Raw genomic sequence first — 21,504 nt, forward strand, 5'->3', positions numbered from 1 at the left:
GCGGGAATTGGATGCGCGGCGCTTAGGCGCGGATCGGCCCCAAGGCAACGCCTATGCCGTCCAATTTCAGGCAGCCTGCTCCCAGCGGCCGGCATCGTTCTGTTTCCAGTACCGGCGCTCGACACCGTCTCGATCGCCTAGCGCCTTCCATGCCAGCCGCGCCTCGCGAATCGCCTCTTCGTCAAAAACATGGAACACCCGCTCGAAATCGAGCGCCGCGTCCCGCCAGCGACCATCGACGATCGCAACATTGCGCGCGGCGTTGGCCGTCGTCACGTCGCTGGCAATCAGGACGGGCTGTGCTGCGGCGTTACCCGCGCCGATATGTGCATGCGGCAGGAAGCTCTCCGGCGCATAGGACCAGAGGAGCCGATCGAGCGCGACACGCTGCGCCTCGGGTTCAGCGACGATCAACAGGCGACCGCCGGTCTGCACGACTCGCTCGGCGATCCGCGGCAGGACACGGTCGAGCGGGCTGGTCAGGTGGTAGAAATCGACCTGCATTGTGTTGCTCCCCCAAAGTCAGACTGCCGCCCCGTCATCCTGACCTCTGCCAGAATGACGGTATATCAGCCATTCAGCCTTCGAAATTGTCGGCAACGAATCGGTCGAGCAGGCGCACGCCATAGCCGGTTGCGCCCTTGTCGTGGTGGGATCCCGGCTTGTCCGACCAGACCATGCCCGCGATGTCGAGATGCGCCCATTTCACGCCTTCGTCGACGAAGCGCTTGATGAACTGCGCCGCGGTGATCGACCCTGCGCCGCGCGGGCCGACATTCTTCATGTCCGCGATCGGCGAGTCGATCAGCTTGTCATAGGCCGGCGACAGCGGGAAGCGCCACAGCGTGTCGCCGCTGGCCGTGCCAGCCGCAAGCAACTGGTCCGCCAGTGCGTCGTCATTGGCGAAGATGCCGCCATTCTCGGTGCCAAGCGCGACAATCATCGCACCCGTCAGCGTCGCGAGATCGACGATAGTCGCAGGCTGATGCGTCTTCTGCACCCAGGTTACGCAGTCGCAAAGCACGAGCCGTCCCTCGGCATCGGTATTCAGGACTTCGATCGTCTGGCCCGACATCGACGTGATGACGTCGCTTGGTCGCAGCGCCGCGCCATCGGGCATGTTCTCGACCAATCCCATCACGCCGACCACATTGACCCTCGCCTTGCGGGCCGCCAGCGCCTTCAGGGCGCCGGCGACGGCCCCTGCCCCGCCCATGTCCCACTTCATGTCTTCCATGCCTGCGCCCGGCTTGATGGAGATACCACCCGAATCGAACGTCACGCCCTTGCCGACAAGGGCAAGCGTCGGGACGTCGGCGGCGGCCCCGTTCCATTTCAGCGCCAGCAGGCGGGCCTCGCGTCGCGAGCCCTGGCTGACGCTCAGCAGCGAACCCATGCCGAGTTCCGCCATCTGCGCTTCGTCGAGGACGGTGATTTCGAGCCCCAGCCCTTCGACGTCCTTCGTCACCTTCTCGACAAAGCTCTCGGGATAGAGAATGTTCGGCGGCGACGTGACGAGCCACCGCGTCAGATCCATGCCACCACTCACCGCGGCCTGCTCAGCCCATGCCGCGTCGGTGCCTTCGGGTGCACCGGCGATCGTGAATGTCGTCAAGCTCGGCTTCGACGTCTCGGCAAGCTTGGTGCGATACGCATCGTAACGCCATGCCCGCTGCAGGCCCGCTGCGGCGAACCGGGCGGCGGCCGCAGCACTCGGGGGCGTCGCGGCGGCACCCAGGTCGATCGTCACCGAGGTGGCGCCCGACGTCAGCAGGCGTGCTGTGACCGCACCGCCAGCTTTCCCCCAATCCGCGTCGCTGCCAGCGCCGACGCCAACGAACAAGACTTGGCGAACAGCGTCCGCGACCGGCACGAAGACCTCGATGATCGCCCCCGCTTCGCCGGTGAACCGCGCAGCGGTCGCCGCCTGCATCGCTACCGCCTTGACGCCATCACCGATCGCGGTCCATCGCGTGTTGGATAGTGCGTCCTTGGCAACGGGCACGGCGAGAATGGCCGCATCGGGCTTGGCGACGGGGGTGAAATCGATCTGCATGGGGACCTCGAAAAACATTGAATAGACTGGGCTAGATGCCCCTAAGCTGATGCTGCGGAGGCGGCAAAGCAAGGTCGCGGCCGATCAAGCCTGTGGATAGCGGTGATCCGACGCACGGCGATTGCAGCAACGCGCGGACGATGCGATAGGCGGCGCGGTATGGCGGCGACCGGCCGCAGTTCCAAAAGGGGTTGGTTCGGATCGTGTTGCGTATCGACCTTATGGCGGGTTGCGCCCTGTCGCTCGCCTTGCTCGCATCGGGACTGCTGCCAGCGTCCGCGCGCGCGCAGGATCTTCAGGCGCGTCCGGCAGCGCCGCCTGTTCCGGAACCGCCGACCTCATCGACCCCAACGGATCCGGATCAGGTGCAGTTCAGCGCCAGCGGTCTTGAATATGACACTGACGCCGACATCGTCACGGCAACTGGCGAGGTCCGCATGTTCCGCCAGGGCGATCGGCTGCGCGCCGACAAAGTGGTGTGGAACCGCAAGACGGGCAAGGTTCTTGCGACGGGCAATATCGCGGTCACCAACCCCCAGGGCGACATTGCCTATGGCGACTCGATCGAGCTGACCGACTCGCTGAAAGACGGCGTCGTCGACAACATGCTCGTCGTGCTCGAACAGGGCGGCAGGCTGGCCGCCAAGCAAGGGACGCGCGAGGCTGATGGCACGGTCGAACTGCGCAGTGCCGCATATACGCCCTGCGCCGTCGTCAACTCGGCCGGTTGCCCCAAGGAGCCAACGTGGAAGATAACCGCGGTCAGCGTCACCTATCGCCCCGACCGCAAGCGGATTTATTACGCCGGCGCGCGCCTGCACCTGTTCGGCCTTCCCAGCCTGCCGCTACCCAAATTCTCGAATCCCGTCGGCGGGGGCAGCGACAGCGGGCTGCTATCGCCCAATGGCGGATATAGCCGGGTCAACGGTTTCGAAGTCAGCATTCCCTATTATGTGAAGCTCGCGCCCAACCAGGGCCTGGTCATCACGCCGCATCTCTACACCAGCGTGCTGCCGATGCTCCAGGCCGATTATTCCGCGCTGAGCACCAGGGGCGCGTTCAGCCTGCGCGCCTATGCGACCGAAAGCCGCCGAAGCGACGATCTGACCACGGCAAATTCGGCGGACACCAGCATGGCGTTCCGCGGCTATCTCGACGGCATGGCGCGCTATCAGCTGACGCCCAACTGGAGTGTCAGCGGCTCGCTCCGCCTAACGACCGACCGGACGTTCCTGCGGCGCTACGACATCTCGCGCGACGACCGGTTGCGCAGCACGGCTAGCCTCGAGCGGATCGACGACAGCAGCTATTTTGCCCTGACCGGCTGGTACGTCCAGACGCTGCGCGTCAACGACAGCCAGGGTCAGCAGCCGATCGCGCTTCCCGAGATCGACTATCGCAAGCGCTTCGACGATGGACTGGTCGGGGGCCGCGTGCAGCTCCAGCTCAACACGCTCGCGCTGACACGCACCGACGGACAGGACACGCAGCGCGCGTTCGCCAGCGCGCAATGGGATCTTCGACGCCTGACGAACTGGGGTCAGGAAGTCACCTTCACGGCATTCGCCCGCGCCGACGCCTACAACACGGACAACACGGACGCGACCTCGATCGTCAGTTATCGCGGACTCGAAGGATTTCACAAGCGGGCGATCGGCGCAGCGGCCGTCGACGTGAAATGGCCTTTCATCGGCACGTTCCTCGGCGGCACGCAGCGGTTCACGCCGCGTGTCCAGCTCGTAGCCGCACCGAGCATTGCCAACACGCGCATCCCCAACGAGGATTCGCGGGCCGTCGACCTCGACGATACCAACCTGTTCGCACTGAACCGGTTTGCCGGGTATGACCGGTTCGAGGATTCCTCGCGCGCTACCTATGGTGGCGAGTGGGCACTCGACCTTCCGGGAATCGCGTTCACAACGAATATCGGACAGAGCTATCGCCTGGGCACGCGCCCGACCATCCTGCCCGACGGTACCGGGCTCAGCGACCGGTTCTCAGATATTGTCGGTCGCAGCGAATTGCGGTTCCGCGACTTTGTCTCGGTGGTGCACCGCTACCGGCTCGACAAGGATAGCCTGGCGATCCGCCGCAACGAGATCGACGCCACGATCGGATCGCGCGCAACCTATGTGCTCGTCGGCTATCTCAAGCTGAACCGCAACATCGACGCCGCGATCGAGGATTTGCGCGACCGCGAGGAGATCCGCGTCGCCGGCCGTGTCCAGTTTGCCCGGTTCTGGTCGGCCTTCGGATCGGGGGTCGTCGATTTGACGAACAAGTCGGAAGATCCGCTGTCGGTCAGCGACGGTTTCAGCCCGATCCGCCACCGTGTCGGCGTGCAGTATGAAGACGATTGCCTGCGGCTTGGCGCGACGTGGCGGCGGACGTACAACGATACCGGTGATGCGCGGAAGGGGAACAGTTTCCTGCTGACGCTGGCCTTCACCAATCTTGGCCGCTAAGCCCGCATTCAGCTACGCCAGGGTAGGCCGCGCGGCACGTGCGATGATACGCGATGATGGGATACCGACACCTTGAAGCATGATGTTCGACTGACGGCGCGTGGTGGCCGCGTAATCGGCGCTGTGGTCCTTGCCGCACTGACCGCAAGCGCCATTGCCCAGACCGCGCCAACGCCCGCGCCCGCGCCCGCTGGAGGATCCGGCCAGACCGTGTCCGATCAGAGCGTGCCCGACAATACCGGGCTTAACCTGCCGACGAACCTTCAGATCTTCGGCAAGGTCGATCCGAACGTCCGCAAGCCGACGGCGATCGTCAACGATTCCGTGATCACCGGCACCGACGTCGATCAACGCGTTGCGTTGATCGCGATGGCCAATGAGGGCGCCAAGCTCTCGCCCGAAGACCGCGACCGGTTGAAGCTCCAGGTCCTGCGGCAGCTGATCGACGAAACGCTGCAGATCCAGGAGGCAAAGACCGCCGACATCACGATCACGCCCGCCGAACTGACGCAGAGCTATGACGCGGTGTCGAAGCGATTTAACCGGACCCCTGCCACCATGGCGGCCTATCTGCGGCAGACCGGCTCGTCGGATCGCTCGCTCAAGCGTCAGATCGAAGGCGAACTGGCTTGGCAGCGCTATCTGCGGCGGCGTGTCGAGCCCTTCGTCAACGTCGGTGACGAGGAGGTCAAAGGCATCATCGACCGCCTCGAGGCGGCCAAGGGTACGGACGAGTTCAACCTGAAGGAAATCTACTTCGCCGGGAATGCGACGAACGGGCAACAGGTCTATGCCAATGCCCGCCAGCTGATCCAGGAAATCCAGAAGGGCACGCAGCCGTTCGAGTCCTATGCGCGGCAATTCTCCGAGGCGTCGACCCGCGCGGTCGGCGGCGACCTTGGCTGGGTTCGCGCATCGACGCTGCCGCCGGAGCTCGCCCAGGCGACGCAGTCGATGCAGGTCGGCCAGGTGGCCGGTCCGATCGAGGTGTCGGGCGGCTATTCCATCCTGTACCTGACCGACAAGCGCCAAGTGCTGACCGCCGACCCACGCGACGCGCGGCTCAGCCTGAAGCAGCTGACGTTGCGCTTCCCGCCCAACACCTCGCAGGCGCAGGCCTCGGCACGCGCAGAGGCGTTCGCAAAGGCGACGAAGGAGCTGCGCGGCTGCGGCACCGTCGAGAAGGTCGCGGCGGGCATTGGCGCGGATGTCGTTGACAATGATACCGTTCGGATCCGCGATCTCCCGCCGCAGCTTCAGGAAGTGATGCTCAAGTTGCAGGTCGGCGAATCGAGCCCGCCATTCGGGTCAGCCGAACAGGGCGTACGTGCCCTCGTCCTGTGCGGACGCGACGATCCGCAGTCAGGCAATCTGCCGAGTTCGGAACAGATCCAGGGACAGCTCGAGCAGCAGCGCGTCAATTTGCGCGCCCAGCAGAAGCTGCGCGATCTGCGTCGTGACGCCGTCGTCGAATATCGCTGATCCTGACATGCCGCAGTCGCGCCCCCTCGCCGTCTCGATGGGCGATCCTGCGGGGATCGGACCTGAAATCATCGCCAAGGCCTGGGCCGCGCGTGTTGCGCACGACCTGCCTCCGTTCGTTGCGATCGGCGACATCCGGGCGATCGAGCGGGTCTGGTCCGGGCCCGTGGTCCGGCTCTCGGATCCTGCCGAAGCGGCCTCGGTATTCGGCGGTGCGTTGCCGGTGCTGAGCGTCGAGGACGCGGGCGAGATCGTGCCCGGGAATCCGGATGTCGAGGGCGCCCGTTGCGCCTTGCACGCGCTCGAGCTTGCGGTGGGACTGGTTAAGACCGGAGCAGCACGCGCACTGGTCACGGGGCCGGTATCGAAGGCAAAGCTTTATGCGATTGGCTTCACCCATCCCGGGCAGACGGAGTTCGTCGCTGAACGGTTCGGCGTCGCGGGCGAGAATGCCGTGATGATGCTTGCCGGCCCGTCGCTCCGTGTCGTGCCGATCACAACGCATGTACCGCTCGGCGACGTCGCGTCCCTGCTGTCGGTCGATCTGATCGTCGCAAAGGGGCGGGCAACGGCTCGCGGGTTGACGCGGAATTTCGGGATCGCGGCCCCGAGGCTCGCCTTTGCCGGGTTCAATCCGCATGCGGGCGAACAGGGCGCGCTCGGCCGTGAAGAGATTGATATCATCGCCCCGGCGATCGAGCTGCTGCGCGCGGAGGGCATCGATGCGACCGGGCCTTTTGCGGCGGATACCTTGTTCCACCCGCGCGCGCGCGCGACCTATGACGCGGCACTCTGCTGCTATCACGACCAGGCGCTCGTGCCGCTCAAGACCATCCACTTCGACGAAGGCGTCAACATCACGCTCGGGCTGCCTATCGTGCGCACCTCGCCTGACCACGGCACGGCATTCTCGATCGCCGGTAAGGACCTTGCCGAACCGGGTGCCATGATCGCGGCGATCGCGATGGCCGGCCAAGCATCTGATCGGCGTGCCGCGCAAAGCGCCGAAAGTCGATGATCGCCCCGGCAACGGCCCTCCCCCCGCTGCGCGAGGTGATCGCGCGGCACGGCCTCAATGCCAGCAAGGCGCTGGGGCAGAATTTCCTCTTCGACGGGCAATTGCTGGCGCGCATCGCCGCTGTGCCGGGTGACCTGCACGACGCTGAAGTCCTCGAGGTCGGCCCAGGTCCCGGTGGACTGACCCGCGCTTTGCTTGCGGCGGGTGCGCGCGTGACGGCGATCGAGCGGGATCACCGCTGTATCCCGGCGCTAGCCGAACTGGGCGACGCGTTCCCGGGGCAGTTGACGGTCATCGAGGGCGATGCGCTGGCGATCGACGCACCGGCGTTGTTCAAGACAAAGCCACACATCGTCTCCAACCTGCCCTATAATGTCGGTACCGCCTTGCTGGTCGGCTGGCTGTCGGCGGACTGGGTGCCATGGTGGCAATCGCTGACGCTGATGTTCCAGAAGGAGGTCGCTGAACGGATTGTCGCGACCACCAATAGCGACCATTACGGACGTCTGGCGGTGCTGGCACAATGGCGAAGCGCGTCGCGGATCGCGATGCCGGTCCACAGGTCGGCCTTCACGCCGCCTCCCAAGGTCATGTCCGCGGTCGTCCACATCACGCCACATGCTGCGCCCGAGGGTGTCGACTTCGCCCTGCTCGAACGGCTGACCGGCGCCGCCTTTGGCCAGCGTCGCAAGATGCTCCGCCAGAGCCTGAAGTCGGTGCCTGGTGCTCTCGATGCGCTGGAGCGGATCGGGATCGATGGGACGCGACGCGCGGAGACCTTGTCGGTGCTGGATTTCGTGGCACTGGCGCGCGCTGCGAAGACACGGCCGCTCACCGTCAGCGGCTGAGGTCGTTCCGCTCAGTCCTTGGCGGGGGTCGCGGGCTTTACGACCTGCGCAGTCGTGATGGGCGGCCCCTTGGCGATGATCGCGGCAAGCTGCACGGCTTCGGGACACTGACCCTTGCAGATGGTGCGGATCTTGGCGAGGTTGTCGCGGGCCCGGACGACCGCGCCCTTCATCACCAACGCACTGCCCTGCCCCTGCAACGCGGTGACGTCGTTGGGCTCGAGCAACAGCGCCTCGCGGTAAAGGCGGATCGCCTTGCCCGGCAGTTCGCGTGCCTCTGCGACCCTGCCCAGTTCGACGAACGCCGCGCGATTGCGCGGATCCACCGCGACCGCGGTTTCGAGCATGTCGGTCGCACCGTCGAGATTGCCGGCCGCCTTGAGGCTTCGCCCCTGCGCTAGCAACTGCAACGACCGCGCATCAATCTGCGTATCGGGCCGTTGGCCGCTCAGTGACGTCGATACGGACACGACCGTCAGCGCGGCGGCAACGGCAACGGTCGAAAAACGCATGATGGTCTCCAGGCGGGGCACAGCGGATTTGGCTAGCATGGGCTGATAAGGCGCGCGACAAAAAATCCGTCGGTGCCGTCGCGGCCGGGCTCGAGGCGAACCCCGCGGCCATGGACAGCGCCTGCGGGCAACGACAGCGGCGCGGTCGTCCAGCCGGGATGCGCGCCCAGGAACCACGCAACCTGGTCCGTGCCTTCTGCATCGAGCAGCGAACAGACGATATATACCAATGCACCGCCCGGTTTCACCAGCGTTGCCGCGACCGAGAGCACCTGCTGTTGGGTCGACTGCAATCTGGATACGCGGTCGGGCGTCAGGCGCCAGCGCGCTTCCGGGTTGCGTCGCCACGTGCCTGTTCCCGAACAAGGCGCATCGACGAGCACGCCGTCCGCACGGCCTGCCCATTCGCTCAACGCCTCGATCTCACGGGTTGGGTTGAGCAACTGCGTCTCGATGATCGCGGCGCCCGCACGGGTCGCGCGCGGCGCCAGCCGTGACAGCCGGTTACGATCGGTATCGCAGGCCAGGACGGTACCCGTGTTCGCCATCATCGCGGCGAGCGCGAGCGTCTTGCCGCCAGCGCCTGCGCAGAGGTCGACGATCCTTTGGCCGGGCTTGGCCTGCATCGCGAGCCCGACTATCTGGCTGCCCTCGTCCTGGACTTCCAGCGCACCCTCATTGAACAGCGGCAATGCCTCGACATTCGTGCCGGTCGGCAGCCGGATTCCGTCGGGAGCGTGCGGTGTCGCCTCAGCCTCGGGCAATGCGGCGAGCACGGCGGGACGATCCGCGACGAGCGTGTTGACGCGCAGGTCGAGCGTCGCACGCCCGGCAAGATCGGTGAGCGCCGCGCCATCGAGCCCCGATGCCCGCAACGCCTTGGTCAGCCATTGCGGCGCGACGCCGGCGCTGGCGCGCGGTTCGTCCTTCCCGATCGGTGCTGGCGCATGGGTCGAGCCGTCGAAGGTGGCGGCCAGCGCGGGATCAGCATCGGCCACCAGCAGCATCGCCGCACGACCGTCCTCAGGACGATCCCCTGCCTTCCGGATCGCCGCATAGACGAGTTCGCGCACCGCGCGGCGATCCTTCGACCCAGCATAGCGGCGCGTGGCGAAGTAGCGCGCGATCAGCGTGTCGGCTGCCGCGCCGCTCTCCCGGGCAGCGGCGATGATCTGGTCGAGCAGTTCGATCGCGGCCTGCGTCCGCGCCGACGGGGTCAAGGCCGACCTCCCGGGATCGCGCAACATTGGGCAGTGATTTGGTAGGGGATCATCATCATCCCCTGCCCCTACCCGCTCCCGGACGCAGAAGGGAATGATTTCAGGTATCCGCTTGCCACATTCCCGGCCGGCGGGCCCTCCCGATCCCGTTGCGGCATCGGGAGGCGTCGATGCTAGCGCGTCGGGTAGTTCGGGGCCTCGCGCGTGATCGTGACGTCGTGGACATGGCTCTCCATCAGGCCGGCACCGGTGATCTGGACGAATTCCGCGCGAGCCTGCAGATCCGGAATCGTCGCCGACCCGGTATAGCCCATCGCTGCCTTGATCCCGCCGACGAGCTGGTGGACGACGTCGCGTGCCGGCCCCTTATACGCAACCTGCCCCTCGATACCCTCGGGAACCAGCTTCAGCTGGTCCTTGATATCGCCCTGGAAGTAGCGATCCGCAGACCCGCGACCCATCGCGCCGACCGACCCCATCCCACGATAGGATTTATACGCGCGCCCCTGGTAAAGGAAGGTTTCGCCCGGCGCCTCGTCCGTCCCGGCGAGCAGCGACCCGATCATCACGGTCGATGCGCCCGCGGCCAGCGCCTTGGCCATGTCGCCCGACGTGCGGATACCGCCATCTGCGATCACCGGTACGCCAGCCTTGTGACCGGCCTCGGCGCAATCCATCACGGCCGTCAACTGCGGCACACCGACGCCGGCGACCACCCGCGTGGTGCAGATCGACCCGGGGCCGATGCCGACCTTGATGCCATCCGCGCCCGCGTCGATCAGCGCGCGGGTGGCGTCGCCCGTCGCGACGTTCCCGGCGACGACCTGGACCGAGTTGGACAGTTTCTTGACCCGCTCGACGGCACGCCCGACGTCGCGGTTATGACCATGTGCCGTGTCGATGACGATCAGGTCGCATCCGGCGTCGACCAGCTGCTCCGTGCGATCGAAGCCCTTGTCGCCGACGGTCGTCGCCGCTGCGACACGCAGGCGGCCCGCTTCGTCCTTGGTCGCATCGGGGAACATGACGGCCTTTTCGATATCCTTGACCGTAATGAGGCCGACGCAACGATACTCGGCATCGACGACCAGCAGCTTTTCGATACGCCGCTGGTGCAGCAGCCGGCGCGCTTCCTCTTTGCCGACCTCGGTCGACACTGTTGCAAGGTTCTCGTGCGTCATGAGTTCGCTGACCGGCTGTTGCGGGTTCCCGGCGAAGCGAACGTCGCGATTGGTCAGAATCCCGACCAGCTTGCCATCCGACTCGACGACCGGAATGCCGCTGATCCGATGGCCGGCCATCAACGCCTGCGCTTCGCCCAGAGTGGCGGTCGGCTTGATCGTGATCGGGTTGACCACCATCCCCGATTCGAACCGCTTGACCTGACGGACCGCGACAACCTGTTCTTCGATCGTCAGGTTACGGTGAAGCACGCCGATGCCGCCGAGCTGCGCCATGACGATCGCCATGTCCGCTTCGGTCACGGTGTCCATCGCGGAGGACAGGATCGGAATATTGAGGGCTATCCCCCGCGTTACCTGGGTCCGCGTGTCCGCCTGGCTTGGCAGCACGTCCGATTCCCCCGGATACAGAAGGACGTCGTCGAAAGTGAGGCCGAGGCGGATATCCATGAAAGCTGCCGATCCTGGGTTTGGGGTGGCGCGCCATGTAACCAAAGCGGGCGCGCACGGCTAGGCCCCTCTGCGCACGCCGTGCTATAGCCGGGCACTACACGCATGGGGGATATTCCGATGGGGTTGATTGTCGCCGGGCTCGCAGTGGCGCTGGTGCTGTTCTATTTGGTGACCAGTATCAAGATCGTACGGCAGGGCTATCAGTACACGATCGAACATTTCGGAAGGTTCACCACGGTCGCGCGGCCCGGCTTCAATTTCTATCCGGCGTTTTTCTACCGCGTAGGGCGGAAGGTGAACATGATGGAACAGGTGATCGATATTCCCGGGCAGGAGATCATCACCAAGGATAATGCGATGATATCGACCGACGGGGTCGTGTTCTTCCAGGTGCTGGATTCGGCCAAGGCCGCCTATGAGGTGTCGGACCTGTATCAGGCGCTACTGCAGCTCACGACGACCAATCTTCGCACCGTCATGGGCTCGATGGATCTCGACGAGACGTTGAGCAAGCGCGACGAGATTAATGCGCGATTGCTGAGCGTCGTCGACCACGCAACGACGCCCTGGGGGGTCAAGATCACCCGGGTGGAGATCAAGGACATTCGTCCGCCCGCCGACATCGTCAACGCCATGGGCCGCCAGATGAAGGCCGAGCGCGAGAAGCGCGCAAACATTCTGGACGCGGAAGGCTCACGCGCCTCGGAAATCCTCCGGGCAGAGGGCCAGAAGCAGGCACGGATCCTCGAATCGGAGGGCCGCAAGGAATCGGCCTTTCGTGATGCCGAGGCGCGCGAGCGCGCGGCCGTTGCCGAAGCGTCGGCCACCCGGGCGGTGTCGCAGGCGATCGAGGAAGGCGGCGCGCAGGCGATCAACTATTTCATCGCACAGAAATATGTCGAGGCAATCGGCAAATTCGCCACGTCGCCCAATGCGAAGACGATCCTGTTTCCCGTCGAGGCGACCCAGTTGATGGGAACGCTGGGTGGCATTGGCGAGATTGCGAAGGATGCCCTGCGCGACACGGTGCCGTCAGCCACCCCGGCAGCGAAGCCGTCACCCAGGGGACCATTTGAACTCTCGAACACCAACGAGGTGCCGAAAAGCTGATGTATGGAATCGGACCGGCCGTTGCATGGCTGATCGCTGCGCTGGTGTTGGGGATCGCGGAACTGGCTGTTCCGGGCGTTTTCCTGGTCTTTCTGGCGATCGCCGCAGCTTTCACCGCGGTGATGGCGCTCGCGCTGTCGGATCTGCCGGTCGCCGTACAGCTTGGCGCCTTCGCGGTCTGGAGTGTGGTCGCGGTCACGATCGGCAAACGATGGTATCGTGACTATCCGGTCGAGGGCGGGGATCCGCTGTTGAATGATCGGGCGGCGCGGTTGATCGGTCAGATCGTGATCGTCGAGACCGCGCTCGTCGACGGCCAAGGTCGTGTTCTCGTCGGTGACGGCAGCTGGCCCGCACGGGGGCCCGACGCGGCGGTCGGAACGCGTGTCAGGATCGTCGCGGTAACGGACGGCGCGGTAGCTGTGGAACCGCAGTAGATGATTGTCGCAACGTCTCGGACGGCCCGCTCAATTTCGATGGCCGGACCGGGAATGGCTAAACGCCGAATCCCGGTCCGGCACGCGCAGTTCTACCAGGCTGCGCGCGTGGTCACACGGCTTCGGTCATCTTCGGCGCCGCCTGCATCACGCTGGCATCGACATGCTCCGAGAACTGCGCGAAATTCTCGACGAACAGATCGACCAGCTTTGCCGCCGTCGCGTCATAGGCATCGGTATCTGCCCATGTCGTCCGCGGATCGAGGATGGCGTCGTCGACGCCCTGCACGCTCACCGGAACCTGAAACCCGAAGTTCGGGTCCGTACGGAATTCCGCAGTCTTCAGACTTCCGTCCAGCGCGGCGTTGAGCAGCGCACGCGTCGCGTTGATCGGCATGCGGCTACCGAAACCATATTTGCCCCCGGTCCAACCCGTATTCACCAGCCAGCAGTCGACCCCGCCGCGCGCGATCCGTGCCTTCAGGAGGTTACCATAGACCGAAGGATGCCGCGGCATGAACGGTGCGCCGAAACAGGTCGAGAATGTCGCATCGGGCTCGGTCACGCCGATTTCGGTGCCGGCGACGCGCGCCGTATAGCCCGACAGGAAATGATACATCGCCTGGTCCGGAGTCAATTTGGCAATTGGCGGGAGCACGCCATATGCATCGGCGGTCAACATCACGATGTTTCGCGGGACCGGACCCATATTGTCCGCCGAGCTGTTAGGAATGAAATCGATCGGATAAGCGCCCCGGCTGTTTTCTGCCAGCGTGTGATCGTCAAGATCAAGCAGGCGCGTTGTAGGGTCCATCACGACATTCTCGAGAACCGTTCCGAACCGCTTGGTCGTTGCGAAGATCTCGGGTTCGGCATCGGCCGACAGACGGATCATCTTGGCGTAGCAGCCACCTTCGAAGTTGAAGACGGCGGTATCGGACCAGCCATGCTCATCGTCGCCGATCAACGTTCGGCTGGCATCGGCACTCAAGGTCGTCTTGCCGGTGCCAGAAAGCCCGAAGAACACCGCGGTATCGCCGTTTGCGCCCATGTTTGCCGAACAATGCATCGGCATCACCCCGGCCAGCGGCAGGAGGTAGTTGAGCAGGCCGAAGACCGACTTTTTCATCTCCCCGGCATATTTCGTACCCCCGATAAGGATGAGCCGATCGGTGAAATTGACCGCGATGACGGTTTCGCTGCGGCAACCATGCCGCGCGGGATCGGCCTGGAAGCTGGGCAGATCGATGATCGTATAGTCGGCTTCAAAGCCGTTCAGCGCCGACGCTTCCGGACGGACAAGCATCGTGCGAATGAAGAGATTGTGCCAGGCGAGTTCCGTGACGACGCGAACATTCACCCGGTGATCGGGTTGCGATCCGCCATATAGGTCCTGAACGAACAGCGTATTCTTCTGCGCCAGCGCCGCGTAGAAATCCGCCTTCAATGCGGCAAAGTGCGCCGGAGCCATCGGCTTGTTGCTCTTGCCCCACCAGACGGTCGCTTCGGTTTCCGCGTCGCGGACGATGAACTTGTCCTGAGCCGAACGTCCGGTATGGGCGCCCGTTTCGACGACCAGGGGCCCGTCGGCGGACAGACGCCCCTCACCCCGGTCGAGCGCGGCTTCGACCAGCTGCGCGGTCACCAGATTCCAGTGCACCTCCGCATGTGTTTCAATTCCCTGCGCATCGAGCCCTGAGGCAGGGGTTCGCAAATCAGACACGGCATCTCTCCATAAGACACTTGCGCATACGTATGTATGTCGTTGAGGCTCGATCTAGGCGGGCCTGTGATCCGGGTCAAATCGACCGGAGGGCGTGTAACTCAAGCCGCGGTCTGGTGTACCCCGGTTGAGTACGTTAGCACTTTGCCCTACGCAGCCCGAGATTTATCCCGGCGGGCGCCAAGAAGATGACAGCCAGACCATGACGGCAACGATCGCGCTCGTCGATGACGACCGAAACATCCTGACGTCCGTGTCGATCGCCCTTCAGACCGAGGGGTTTGTCACGCGGGTCTATTCGGACGGCGAGACCGCGCTGAAGGCCTTGACGGACAATCCCCCCGATCTGGCGATCTTCGACATCAAGATGCCCCGTATGGATGGTCTGGAACTGTTGCGGCGGCTGCGCGAAAAGAGCCAGATACCTGTCATCTTCCTGACCAGCAAGGATGACGAACTCGACGAGGCGCTTGGCCTTGCGATGGGGGCGGACGATTATATCGCGAAGCCGTTCTCGCAGCGATTGCTGATTGCGCGGGTCCGGGCGATCCTGCGGCGCGCGGAGTTGACCCGGTCGCCTGGCACGGAGACGGAGGCCGAGGCGGCCGGGCCGCTTGACCGGGGGCGGCTCAGCATGGACCCGGCGCGCCACCGGACCCTGTGGGCTGGCGAACCCGTGACACTGACGGTGACGGAATTCATGATTCTCGAAACGCTCGCGCAGCGGCCGGGTATCGTCAAGACGCGCAACCAGTTGATGGACGCCGCCTATCAGGACGACATCTATGTCGACGACCGGACGATCGACAGCCACATAAAGCGGCTGCGTCGCAAGTTCCGACAGGTCGATCCAGATTTCGACGCGATCGAAACACTGTATGGGGCAGGCTATCGGTTCTCCGAGGATTAACATGGGACGGAGCGATCCGCGCGACGACGTGGGCGATCGAACCGAGGATGACGGTCGCGATCTGACATTACGCTGGTCGGGTCAGATCTCGCTCACGCGGCGCATCCTCGCCGTCAATATCTTTGCGCTCCTGCTGCTCGCAGGCGGCTTTTTCTACCTCGATTCCTATCGCAGCCGGATCGTCGACAGCCGCGTCGCGCAGGCCGCACGCGAGGCGCGGCTGATCGGTGAGGCAATCGCCGCAGTCGATCCGGCGCTGCGTGAGCCGCTCATCGTTCGGCTGGCGCAGGATACGGGCTCGCAGATCCGGGTCTTCGACCGCGACGGGCAGATCATCAAGGACAGTCGCGCACTTGGGCTGCGCAGTTTCGTGCTGCACGACCCGGACAAGGAAGACTGGGGGCAGGATGCCGCGCGCTTTCTCGACGCGGTCATCGACGTGGTCGTGATGGCGCCCCGCGCACCGCTTTACCGCGAACGCGGGCCGCGGCAACGCTGGCCCGACGTCGAGGACGTACGGTTGCGGCATGGCATCTCCACGACGGTCTGGCGCGCACCTGACCGCACCCCGGTGATAACGGCAGCAGCCCGCGTGCCAGGCGGCGGCGTGGTGATGACGACGGTGAACGCGCGCGACATCACGCGCACCGTGCGTATCGAACGCTTCCGCCTGAGCATGGTGCTGTTGCTGGTCTCGATCGTCTCCGTGCTGCTCTCGCTATTCCTTGCACGAACGATCGTCCGCCCCCTCCGCCGTCTGGCACGAGCGGCGGTACGGGTACGGCTCGGACGCGCGCGCGAGGTCGTTGTCCCTCGGCTGCCGTCGCGCCGGGATGAATTGGGGATGCTCGCCCGCGCGCTGTCGGACATGAGCCTGGCGCTCAGGGCCCGCATCGACGCGACCGAAGCCTTCGCTGCGGACGTGACGCATGAAATGAAGAACCCGCTGGCGTCCTTGCGGTCTGCGGTCGAAGGCCTGTCACGTGTGCAGGATCCAGCGCTCAAGGAGCAGTTGATGGCGATCGTGCGGGATGATGTCCATCGGCTCGATCGGCTGATCTCCGACATCTCCGACGCGTCGCGACTCGACGCACAGCTCAGCCGGGCAAAGTTCGAACCGATCGACATGGTCAGCCTGATCGACGGCTTGCTGTCGCAGCGCCTCGCTCGCGACGTCGAACGTGAAATCCGCTTTCGCTTCGACCGCAGCGACGATGGCCCGTTCGTTGTGCTCGGCGAAGGCGCCCGGCTCGAGCGTGTAATCGAGAACCTGATTGATAACGCGGTGTCCTTCTCGCCCGACCGTGGCCTGATCACGCTGTCCGCCATGCGCGGCGCGCACGAGGTCGTCCTTCGTGTCGAGGATGAGGGCCCGGGCGTCCCTCCAGACGCACGCGATACGATCTTTCGCCGCTTCCACTCGGTCAGACCTGACGGCGAAGCCTTCGGCCGTCACTCCGGATTGGGGCTCGCCATTGCGCGCACCATCGTCGAGGGGCATCAGGGCACGATCACCGTCGAATCGCGCGATGATCGGCTGGGCGGTGCCCGGTTCGTACTCCATCTGCCGCTATATGCACGATGAGGGAGCTCTAGTTCTGTCTGTCCTCTCGTCCGATCGCCTGCATGCGACGACCGTCTCGATCGGCGGCCAGGGCGTCCTGCTGGAAGGACCTTCCGGCATCGGCAAATCCGACCTCGCCCTTCGCCTGATCGACCGCGGCGCAATGCTGGTCAGCGACGACCAGACCATCGTGGTGCGCTCGGGTACCCGGTTGCTGGCACACCCACCCGCTTCCATCGCAGGCCGGATCGAGGTTCGGGGTCTGGGCATTATCGCCATGCCCTATGTTGTCGACATACCCATCGCCCTGCTCGTACGGCTAGGAGGACAGGTTCCGCGGATGCCCGAACTTGAGGCGCGGCGGATCGCTGGTGTCGATATCCCGGTCCTCCTGCTCGAACCGCGCCAGGCGTCCGCTCCACTGAAGGTTGAACTGGCTCTGACACACGGAATTCTCGCCGCATGACGCGCCAATCAAAGCCGATCCTGCTGATCACCGGCATGTCGGGCGCGGGCAAATCGACCGTTCTCAAGACGCTTGAGGATCTGGGCTGGGAGATCGTCGACAATCTGCCGCTCCTGCTGCTCGATCGGCTGCTGGATACGCCGCGCGCACAGGGACAAATGGATGATTCCACCCCCCTGGCGATTGGTATTGGCTCGCAAACGCGCGATTTTGATGCCGATCGCATCATCGGGCGTATCCGCGATCTGCGCGATCGGCACGGTCTGGAAATCGGGACGCTGTTCCTCGACTGTTCGGGGGTAGAACTCGAGCGACGCTATTCCGAGACGCGGCGGCGGCATCCGCTAGCCCCCGATCGCCCCGCGGGCGACGGGATCGCGCGCGAGCGTGAAATGCTGCGGCCGCTGCGCGACTGGGCGAACCGTTTGATCGACACGACGACATTGGCGGCCAACGAACTGGCGCAACAGATCCGCCACAGCTTCGCGCAGGACGATCAGGGTGCTCCGACGCTGTCGATCCAGTCGTTCGGCTTCGCGCGCGGGCTACCGCGCAACGCTGACCTCGTCTTCGACATGCGGTTTATGCGAAATCCGCATTGGGATCCGCAGCTGCGTCCTGGGACCGGACTGGATGCGGAGGTTGCGCAATATGTCATGGCCGATCCGGCCTATGAAGCCGCTGTCAGCCACATCGAGGATCTGCTGCTCCTGTTGCTGCCGCGCTACAAGGCGGAGGGCAAGTCCTATGTCAGCGTTGCGATCGGGTGTACCGGAGGGAGACACCGATCGGTTCATGTTGCCGAACGGATCGCCGGACGGTTGCGCGCAGAGGGTTTTTCGCCCACGGTAAACCATCGCGACCTGGGGGCCGCGCCGCAGGACTCGCTTGAGGGACCACCGGTCGGCTTATGAGTATGAAGCGTCTGATATGATCGGCCTAGTTTTGGTGACCCACGGGCGGCTCGCCGACGAGTTCGTGACCGCAATGGTCCATGTCGTCGGCCCGCAGGAACGTGTCGCGGCAATCGCGATCGGCCCGGATGACGATATGGAGGAACGCCGCGCGGATATCGCGACGGCGATCGCCGAGGTCGATGCGGGGCGCGGCGTGATCGTCCTGACCGATCTGTTCGGCGGTACCCCGTCAAATCTTGCCATCTCCCTGATGGAGCGGGGCCGGGTGGAGGTGATCGCGGGAATGAATCTGCCGATGCTGATCCGGCTGGGGTCAGCACGCAAGGCGATGACGGTCGTGGCGGCGGTCGCTGCCGCACGCGAAGCCGGCCGGAAATATATTTCCGTCGCATCCGAGGTTCTCGGCGAGGCGGCAGCGTGACCGCGGTTGCGCGCACGGTCCTGATCACCAACCGCCGGGGATTGCATGCCCGGGCCAGCGCAAAGTTTGTCACACTTGCCTCCTCGCAACCTTGCGACGTGCTGGTCGAGAAGGACGGCGCGGGGAGCGTGACGGGAACGTCGATCATGGGGCTGATGATGCTCGGGGCCGCGATGGGCGACTCGATCGTCATATCGGCGACCGGCGACGGCGCGGATGAAACCGTCGCCCGGCTGGTCGAACTTGTCGAAGCCAAGTTCGGCGAGGATTGAGCCCCCTTCCCCGCAGCGCTTGCCGCGCGGGGTTGCGACGGGCATGAGCAGCGTGTGCTGACCAACCTCCCCTGTTTCCGCGCGCCGAAGGGCCGATAAATGCCTCGCGAAATTACCGCTTTCTCGAACCCGTTGATCAAATATGTCCGCGATCTTCGCGACAAGCGACATCGCAAGGCCGCGCGGCAGTTCCTTGCCGAGGGGTTGCGGATCCTGACCGAGGCTCGCGAGACCGGCCGCCTGCCCCGCACGCTCTTCTACGCCGCGGCGAGTGCCAACCACCCGCTGGTCCATGCGCTGTCGATGGATGTCGAGGAGGCGGGTGGCGAATCGATCCAGACGACGCCAGACATCCTGTCGAAGCTGTCGGGCAAGGACAATCCGCAGGCGGTGGTCGGCGTGTTCGACGAGTTCGACGCGGCACTTGAGGATCTGGACCGGACCAGTGCGGGGATCTGGCTGGTCGCCGAGCGACTGCGGGATCCGGGCAATCTCGGCACGATTCTGCGGACCGGTGATGCCGTCGGGGCGGGCGGGCTGATCCTGATCGGCGAGTCGGTCGATCCGTTCTCGGTCGAGGCGGTGCGGGCGAGCATGGGGGCGCTGTTCACCATTCCGGTCGTCAAGACCGAGTGGGCGCCGTTCGAGGCCTGGCTCCGCAGCGGCCCTGGGCAGCTGGTCGGGCTGAGCCTCGACACCGAGACCGATTACCGGGCGGCGACGTACGGCGCCCCGACCTTCCTGCTGACCGGCAACGAGGCGCAGGGCATGCCGGCGGAGATGGCCGAAGGGTGCGACACGCTGGTCAAGATTCCGATGCTGGGCAAGGCCGACAGCCTCAACGCGGCGGTCGCCACCGCAGTGATGGCCTATGAGGTTCTTGCCCAACAGAGTTGAAAACGCGCCTTAAACGTCCGCGGTCTCCGGTTTCTCGATCAGTGCCGGCCCCTCGCCCAGCGCCAGCGCGTCGATCGACGACACGTCCTCGAGATCGCGCGCGCCGGTCTCGATATTGAGGTCGCGGAACTTGCGGCCGGTGACCATCAGACGGCCGTTGAACGAGTTGGTGAAGCCGTTGAAGTTCTTCACCGCGCTGTTGAGCCCGACCCCGACCTTCCGCAGATCGTCGGCGACCTTGGCGAGCCGGTCGTGCATTTCCTTGCCGAGCTCGCCAATCTTGCGCGCCTCGTTGGCGAGCTTTTCCTGCCGCCAGACCGCGGCGACGGTCCGCGCGATCGCAATAAGATTAGTAGGAGTGGCGAGCAACACCCTCTTTTCAAACGCGAAATCCCAGAGCGTCGGATCATGCTCAAGCGCAGCGGAGAGGAAATGCTCGCCGGGGACGAACATGATCACATAGTCGGGCGTGTCCGCGAACTGGCTCCAATAGGCCTTGTTGCCGAGCCCGTTGACGTGCGCGCGCATCGACGCGGCGTGCGCCGCCAGACCGACCAGCCGCTCGGCCTCGTCGACCGCGCCGAACGCATCCTGATAGGCGTTGAGCGAGACCTTGGCATCGATGACGAGTGCGCGGCCGCCCGGGACGCGGATGATCGCGTCGGGGCGCAGCCGGGCGCCGGCGCGCTCATCGGCATCACCGACCGCGACGCTGACCTCGGTCTGGAAATCGGTATGTTCGCTCAGACCGCAGGTTTCGAGCACGTTCTTCAACTGCTGCTCGCCCCAGCGACCGCGTGACTTGGGGGCGTTGCGGAGCGAGTTGACGAGCTTGGCGGCTTCGGTCGAGACCTTTTCCTGGCCGAGCCGCATCTGTTCGATCTGCCCCTTGAGATCGCCGAACGCGTCGCGGCGTTCCGCCTCGACCTTGGCGACGCCCTCCTCATAGCGTTGCAGCCGGTCGCTGACGGGCTGGAGCATCGACTTGAGGTTCTGCCCGGCGGATTCCTCGGACTGGCGGAAGCGGGCGTCGGCGCGGTCGAGAAAGGTCTTCTGCGCGTCGCTCAGCAGCTTGTTGGCGACGTCGCCGAACTGAGCCGCCATGACGTCCTTGGCGTCGCGGAACTCGACCAGCCGCGCCTCGAACGCCTCGCTGCGGGCATGCTCGGTAGCGAGTTCGGTGCGCGCGGCGTCGCGGTCGGCGCGGATCGTCGCGAGATCGGTGCGCAGGCGATCCGCCTCCCCGGCCCGCTCGGCATTCTGCGCACGCAGCGTGGCGAGATCCTGAAGCGCGGCGTTGCGCTCCTGCTCGACCGCGTCGCGCGCGGTGCGGACCAGATCATAGTCGGCGGCTCTGGTCTTGGCGACCGCGAGATCGCTGGCGAGTGCGCCGGCACGACGCGAGGCCAGCAGCCAGCCGAGCAGCAACCCGGCGGCGGCGGCGAGCAGCGCGACGATCACGAGTTCGGTCATGCCAGCGTCCCAATGTTGCGAATGTTGAGACGATAAGCGTGTTTTGCGCCGAGATCCGTACAATTTCCGGCGAGGCGCC

At 65.0% G+C, this 21,504-nt stretch carries 20 protein-coding genes; 13 read left to right on the forward strand and 7 right to left on the reverse strand.

The annotated features are described in order from the left end of the window. Positions 1-66 precede the first annotated feature (66 nt). Both FHY04_RS11350 and FHY04_RS11355 read right to left on the reverse strand, forming a co-directional pair. The gene (locus tag FHY04_RS11350) at positions 67-504 is read right to left on the reverse strand and encodes a DNA polymerase III subunit chi (protein WP_183936482.1); all 438 of its coding nucleotides are present in this window, start codon (positions 502-504) and stop codon (positions 67-69) included. A 73-nt stretch (positions 505-577) separates the two neighbouring features. Next, the gene (locus FHY04_RS11355; RefSeq protein ID WP_183936483.1) at positions 578-2,056 is read right to left on the reverse strand and encodes a leucyl aminopeptidase; all 1,479 of its coding nucleotides are present in this window, start codon (positions 2,054-2,056) and stop codon (positions 578-580) included. Between the two features lie 221 nt (positions 2,057-2,277). Here FHY04_RS11355 and FHY04_RS11360 point away from each other — a divergent pair, with 221 nt between their 5' ends. The 4 genes from FHY04_RS11360 (at position 2,278) to rsmA (ending at position 7,869) form a co-directional block, all read left to right on the forward strand. Further along, positions 2,278-4,521 carry an LPS-assembly protein LptD gene (locus tag FHY04_RS11360; RefSeq protein ID WP_183936675.1) on the forward strand — a complete coding sequence of 748 codons (2,244 nt, stop codon included), beginning with the start codon at positions 2,278-2,280 and terminating at the stop codon, positions 4,519-4,521. 138 nt (positions 4,522-4,659) lie between these two features. Continuing rightward, positions 4,660-6,003: a peptidylprolyl isomerase gene (locus FHY04_RS11365; RefSeq protein WP_409349162.1), complete on the forward strand. Its 1,344-nt coding sequence runs from the start codon at positions 4,660-4,662 to the stop codon at positions 6,001-6,003. A 7-nt stretch (positions 6,004-6,010) separates the two neighbouring features. Then, positions 6,011-7,021, forward strand: coding sequence for a 4-hydroxythreonine-4-phosphate dehydrogenase PdxA (gene pdxA / locus FHY04_RS11370; protein ID WP_183936485.1), 1,011 nt, complete (start codon positions 6,011-6,013; stop codon positions 7,019-7,021). After that, a complete protein-coding gene (rsmA, locus tag FHY04_RS11375) occupies positions 7,018-7,869 on the forward strand; it encodes a 16S rRNA (adenine(1518)-N(6)/adenine(1519)-N(6))-dimethyltransferase RsmA (protein ID WP_183936486.1) in 852 nt (283 codons plus the stop codon). Before pdxA ends, rsmA begins: the two co-directional genes overlap by 4 nt. Positions 7,870-7,880: 11 nt before the next feature. Here the strand turns inward: rsmA and FHY04_RS11380 are convergent, their stop codons facing one another. The 3 genes from FHY04_RS11380 to guaB all read right to left on the reverse strand — a co-directional run bounded on the left by FHY04_RS11380 (position 7,881) and on the right by guaB (position 11,232). Next, positions 7,881-8,381, reverse strand: a complete 501-nt coding sequence (locus FHY04_RS11380) for a tetratricopeptide repeat protein (protein WP_031393398.1) — start codon at positions 8,379-8,381, stop codon at positions 7,881-7,883. A 32-nt stretch (positions 8,382-8,413) separates the two neighbouring features. After that, positions 8,414-9,601, reverse strand: a complete 1,188-nt coding sequence (locus FHY04_RS11385; RefSeq protein WP_183936487.1) for an RsmB/NOP family class I SAM-dependent RNA methyltransferase — start codon at positions 9,599-9,601, stop codon at positions 8,414-8,416. A 173-nt stretch (positions 9,602-9,774) separates the two neighbouring features. Continuing rightward, the gene (gene guaB / locus FHY04_RS11390; protein WP_031393400.1) at positions 9,775-11,232 is read right to left on the reverse strand and encodes an IMP dehydrogenase; all 1,458 of its coding nucleotides are present in this window, start codon (positions 11,230-11,232) and stop codon (positions 9,775-9,777) included. 120 nt (positions 11,233-11,352) lie between these two features. Between guaB and FHY04_RS11395 the strand changes: the two genes are divergently transcribed. Both FHY04_RS11395 and FHY04_RS11400 read left to right on the forward strand, forming a co-directional pair. Further along, positions 11,353-12,345 (forward strand): SPFH domain-containing protein, encoded by a 993-nt coding sequence (locus FHY04_RS11395; protein ID WP_183936488.1) that lies wholly within the window; start codon positions 11,353-11,355, stop codon positions 12,343-12,345. Next, a complete protein-coding gene (locus FHY04_RS11400; protein ID WP_183936489.1) occupies positions 12,345-12,782 on the forward strand; it encodes an NfeD family protein in 438 nt (145 codons plus the stop codon). Before FHY04_RS11395 ends, FHY04_RS11400 begins: the two co-directional genes overlap by 1 nt. 112 nt (positions 12,783-12,894) lie before the next feature. On the opposite strand, the gene FHY04_RS11405 is transcribed toward FHY04_RS11400, so the two are convergent. Next, positions 12,895-14,496: a phosphoenolpyruvate carboxykinase gene (locus FHY04_RS11405; protein WP_221211759.1), complete on the reverse strand. Its 1,602-nt coding sequence runs from the start codon at positions 14,494-14,496 to the stop codon at positions 12,895-12,897. Between the two features lie 211 nt (positions 14,497-14,707). On the opposite strand from FHY04_RS11405, the gene FHY04_RS11410 reads away from it, so the two are divergent. The 7 genes from FHY04_RS11410 (at position 14,708) to FHY04_RS11440 (ending at position 19,952) form a co-directional block, all read left to right on the forward strand. Next, positions 14,708-15,415, forward strand: a complete 708-nt coding sequence (locus FHY04_RS11410; protein WP_031393404.1) for a response regulator transcription factor — start codon at positions 14,708-14,710, stop codon at positions 15,413-15,415. A gap of 1 nt (position 15,416) precedes the next feature. After that, complete coding sequence (locus FHY04_RS11415; RefSeq protein ID WP_260171467.1) at positions 15,417-17,000, forward strand: stimulus-sensing domain-containing protein; 1,584 nt, start codon at positions 15,417-15,419, stop codon at positions 16,998-17,000. Beyond that, the gene (locus FHY04_RS11420; RefSeq protein ID WP_183936676.1) at positions 16,990-17,445 is read left to right on the forward strand and encodes an HPr kinase/phosphorylase; all 456 of its coding nucleotides are present in this window, start codon (positions 16,990-16,992) and stop codon (positions 17,443-17,445) included. The genes FHY04_RS11415 and FHY04_RS11420 overlap by 11 nt, the downstream gene beginning before the upstream one ends. Continuing rightward, positions 17,442-18,359, forward strand: a complete 918-nt coding sequence (gene rapZ / locus FHY04_RS11425) for an RNase adapter RapZ (protein WP_183936492.1) — start codon at positions 17,442-17,444, stop codon at positions 18,357-18,359. The genes FHY04_RS11420 and rapZ overlap by 4 nt, the downstream gene beginning before the upstream one ends. Before the next feature lie 16 nt (positions 18,360-18,375). Further along, positions 18,376-18,783, forward strand: coding sequence for a PTS sugar transporter subunit IIA (locus FHY04_RS11430; protein ID WP_031393408.1), 408 nt, complete (start codon positions 18,376-18,378; stop codon positions 18,781-18,783). After that, the gene (locus tag FHY04_RS11435; RefSeq protein ID WP_031393409.1) at positions 18,780-19,055 is read left to right on the forward strand and encodes an HPr family phosphocarrier protein; all 276 of its coding nucleotides are present in this window, start codon (positions 18,780-18,782) and stop codon (positions 19,053-19,055) included. The genes FHY04_RS11430 and FHY04_RS11435 overlap by 4 nt, the downstream gene beginning before the upstream one ends. A 99-nt stretch (positions 19,056-19,154) precedes the next feature. Next, complete coding sequence (locus FHY04_RS11440) at positions 19,155-19,952, forward strand: RNA methyltransferase (protein ID WP_183936493.1); 798 nt, start codon at positions 19,155-19,157, stop codon at positions 19,950-19,952. Positions 19,953-19,961: 9 nt separating this feature from the next. Here the strand turns inward: FHY04_RS11440 and rmuC are convergent, their stop codons facing one another. Then, positions 19,962-21,425: a DNA recombination protein RmuC gene (gene rmuC / locus FHY04_RS11445; protein WP_183936494.1), complete on the reverse strand. Its 1,464-nt coding sequence runs from the start codon at positions 21,423-21,425 to the stop codon at positions 19,962-19,964. Between the last annotated feature and the right edge of the window lie 79 nt (positions 21,426-21,504).

Origin of the sequence: Sphingomonas sp. BK481, assembly GCF_014194875.1 — a bacterium.
Taxonomy (GTDB): Bacteria; Pseudomonadota; Alphaproteobacteria; order Sphingomonadales; family Sphingomonadaceae; genus Sphingomonas; species Sphingomonas aerolata.

What these genes read in the sequence shown, in the direction of transcription:
- FHY04_RS11350 (WP_183936482.1), bottom strand. Translation starts at nt 504, where the DNA reads ATGCAGGTCGATTTCTACCACCTGACCAGCCCGCTCGACCGTGTCCTG.
- FHY04_RS11355 (WP_183936483.1), bottom strand. Translation starts at nt 2,056, where the DNA reads ATGCAGATCGATTTCACCCCCGTCGCCAAGCCCGATGCGGCCATTCTC.
- FHY04_RS11360 (WP_183936675.1), top strand. Translation starts at nt 2,278, where the DNA reads ATGGCGGGTTGCGCCCTGTCGCTCGCCTTGCTCGCATCGGGACTGCTG.
- pdxA (WP_183936485.1), top strand. Translation starts at nt 6,011, where the DNA reads ATGCCGCAGTCGCGCCCCCTCGCCGTCTCGATGGGCGATCCTGCGGGG.
- rsmA (WP_183936486.1), top strand. Translation starts at nt 7,018, where the DNA reads ATGATCGCCCCGGCAACGGCCCTCCCCCCGCTGCGCGAGGTGATCGCG.
- FHY04_RS11380 (WP_031393398.1), bottom strand. Translation starts at nt 8,381, where the DNA reads ATGCGTTTTTCGACCGTTGCCGTTGCCGCCGCGCTGACGGTCGTGTCC.
- guaB (WP_031393400.1), bottom strand. Translation starts at nt 11,232, where the DNA reads ATGGATATCCGCCTCGGCCTCACTTTCGACGACGTCCTTCTGTATCCG.
- FHY04_RS11395 (WP_183936488.1), top strand. Translation starts at nt 11,353, where the DNA reads ATGGGGTTGATTGTCGCCGGGCTCGCAGTGGCGCTGGTGCTGTTCTAT.
- FHY04_RS11400 (WP_183936489.1), top strand. Translation starts at nt 12,345, where the DNA reads ATGTATGGAATCGGACCGGCCGTTGCATGGCTGATCGCTGCGCTGGTG.
- FHY04_RS11410 (WP_031393404.1), top strand. Translation starts at nt 14,708, where the DNA reads ATGACGGCAACGATCGCGCTCGTCGATGACGACCGAAACATCCTGACG.
- FHY04_RS11415 (WP_260171467.1), top strand. Translation starts at nt 15,417, where the DNA reads ATGGGACGGAGCGATCCGCGCGACGACGTGGGCGATCGAACCGAGGAT.
- FHY04_RS11420 (WP_183936676.1), top strand. Translation starts at nt 16,990, where the DNA reads ATGCACGATGAGGGAGCTCTAGTTCTGTCTGTCCTCTCGTCCGATCGC.
- rapZ (WP_183936492.1), top strand. Translation starts at nt 17,442, where the DNA reads ATGACGCGCCAATCAAAGCCGATCCTGCTGATCACCGGCATGTCGGGC.
- FHY04_RS11430 (WP_031393408.1), top strand. Translation starts at nt 18,376, where the DNA reads ATGATCGGCCTAGTTTTGGTGACCCACGGGCGGCTCGCCGACGAGTTC.
- FHY04_RS11440 (WP_183936493.1), top strand. Translation starts at nt 19,155, where the DNA reads ATGCCTCGCGAAATTACCGCTTTCTCGAACCCGTTGATCAAATATGTC.
- rmuC (WP_183936494.1), bottom strand. Translation starts at nt 21,425, where the DNA reads ATGACCGAACTCGTGATCGTCGCGCTGCTCGCCGCCGCCGCCGGGTTG.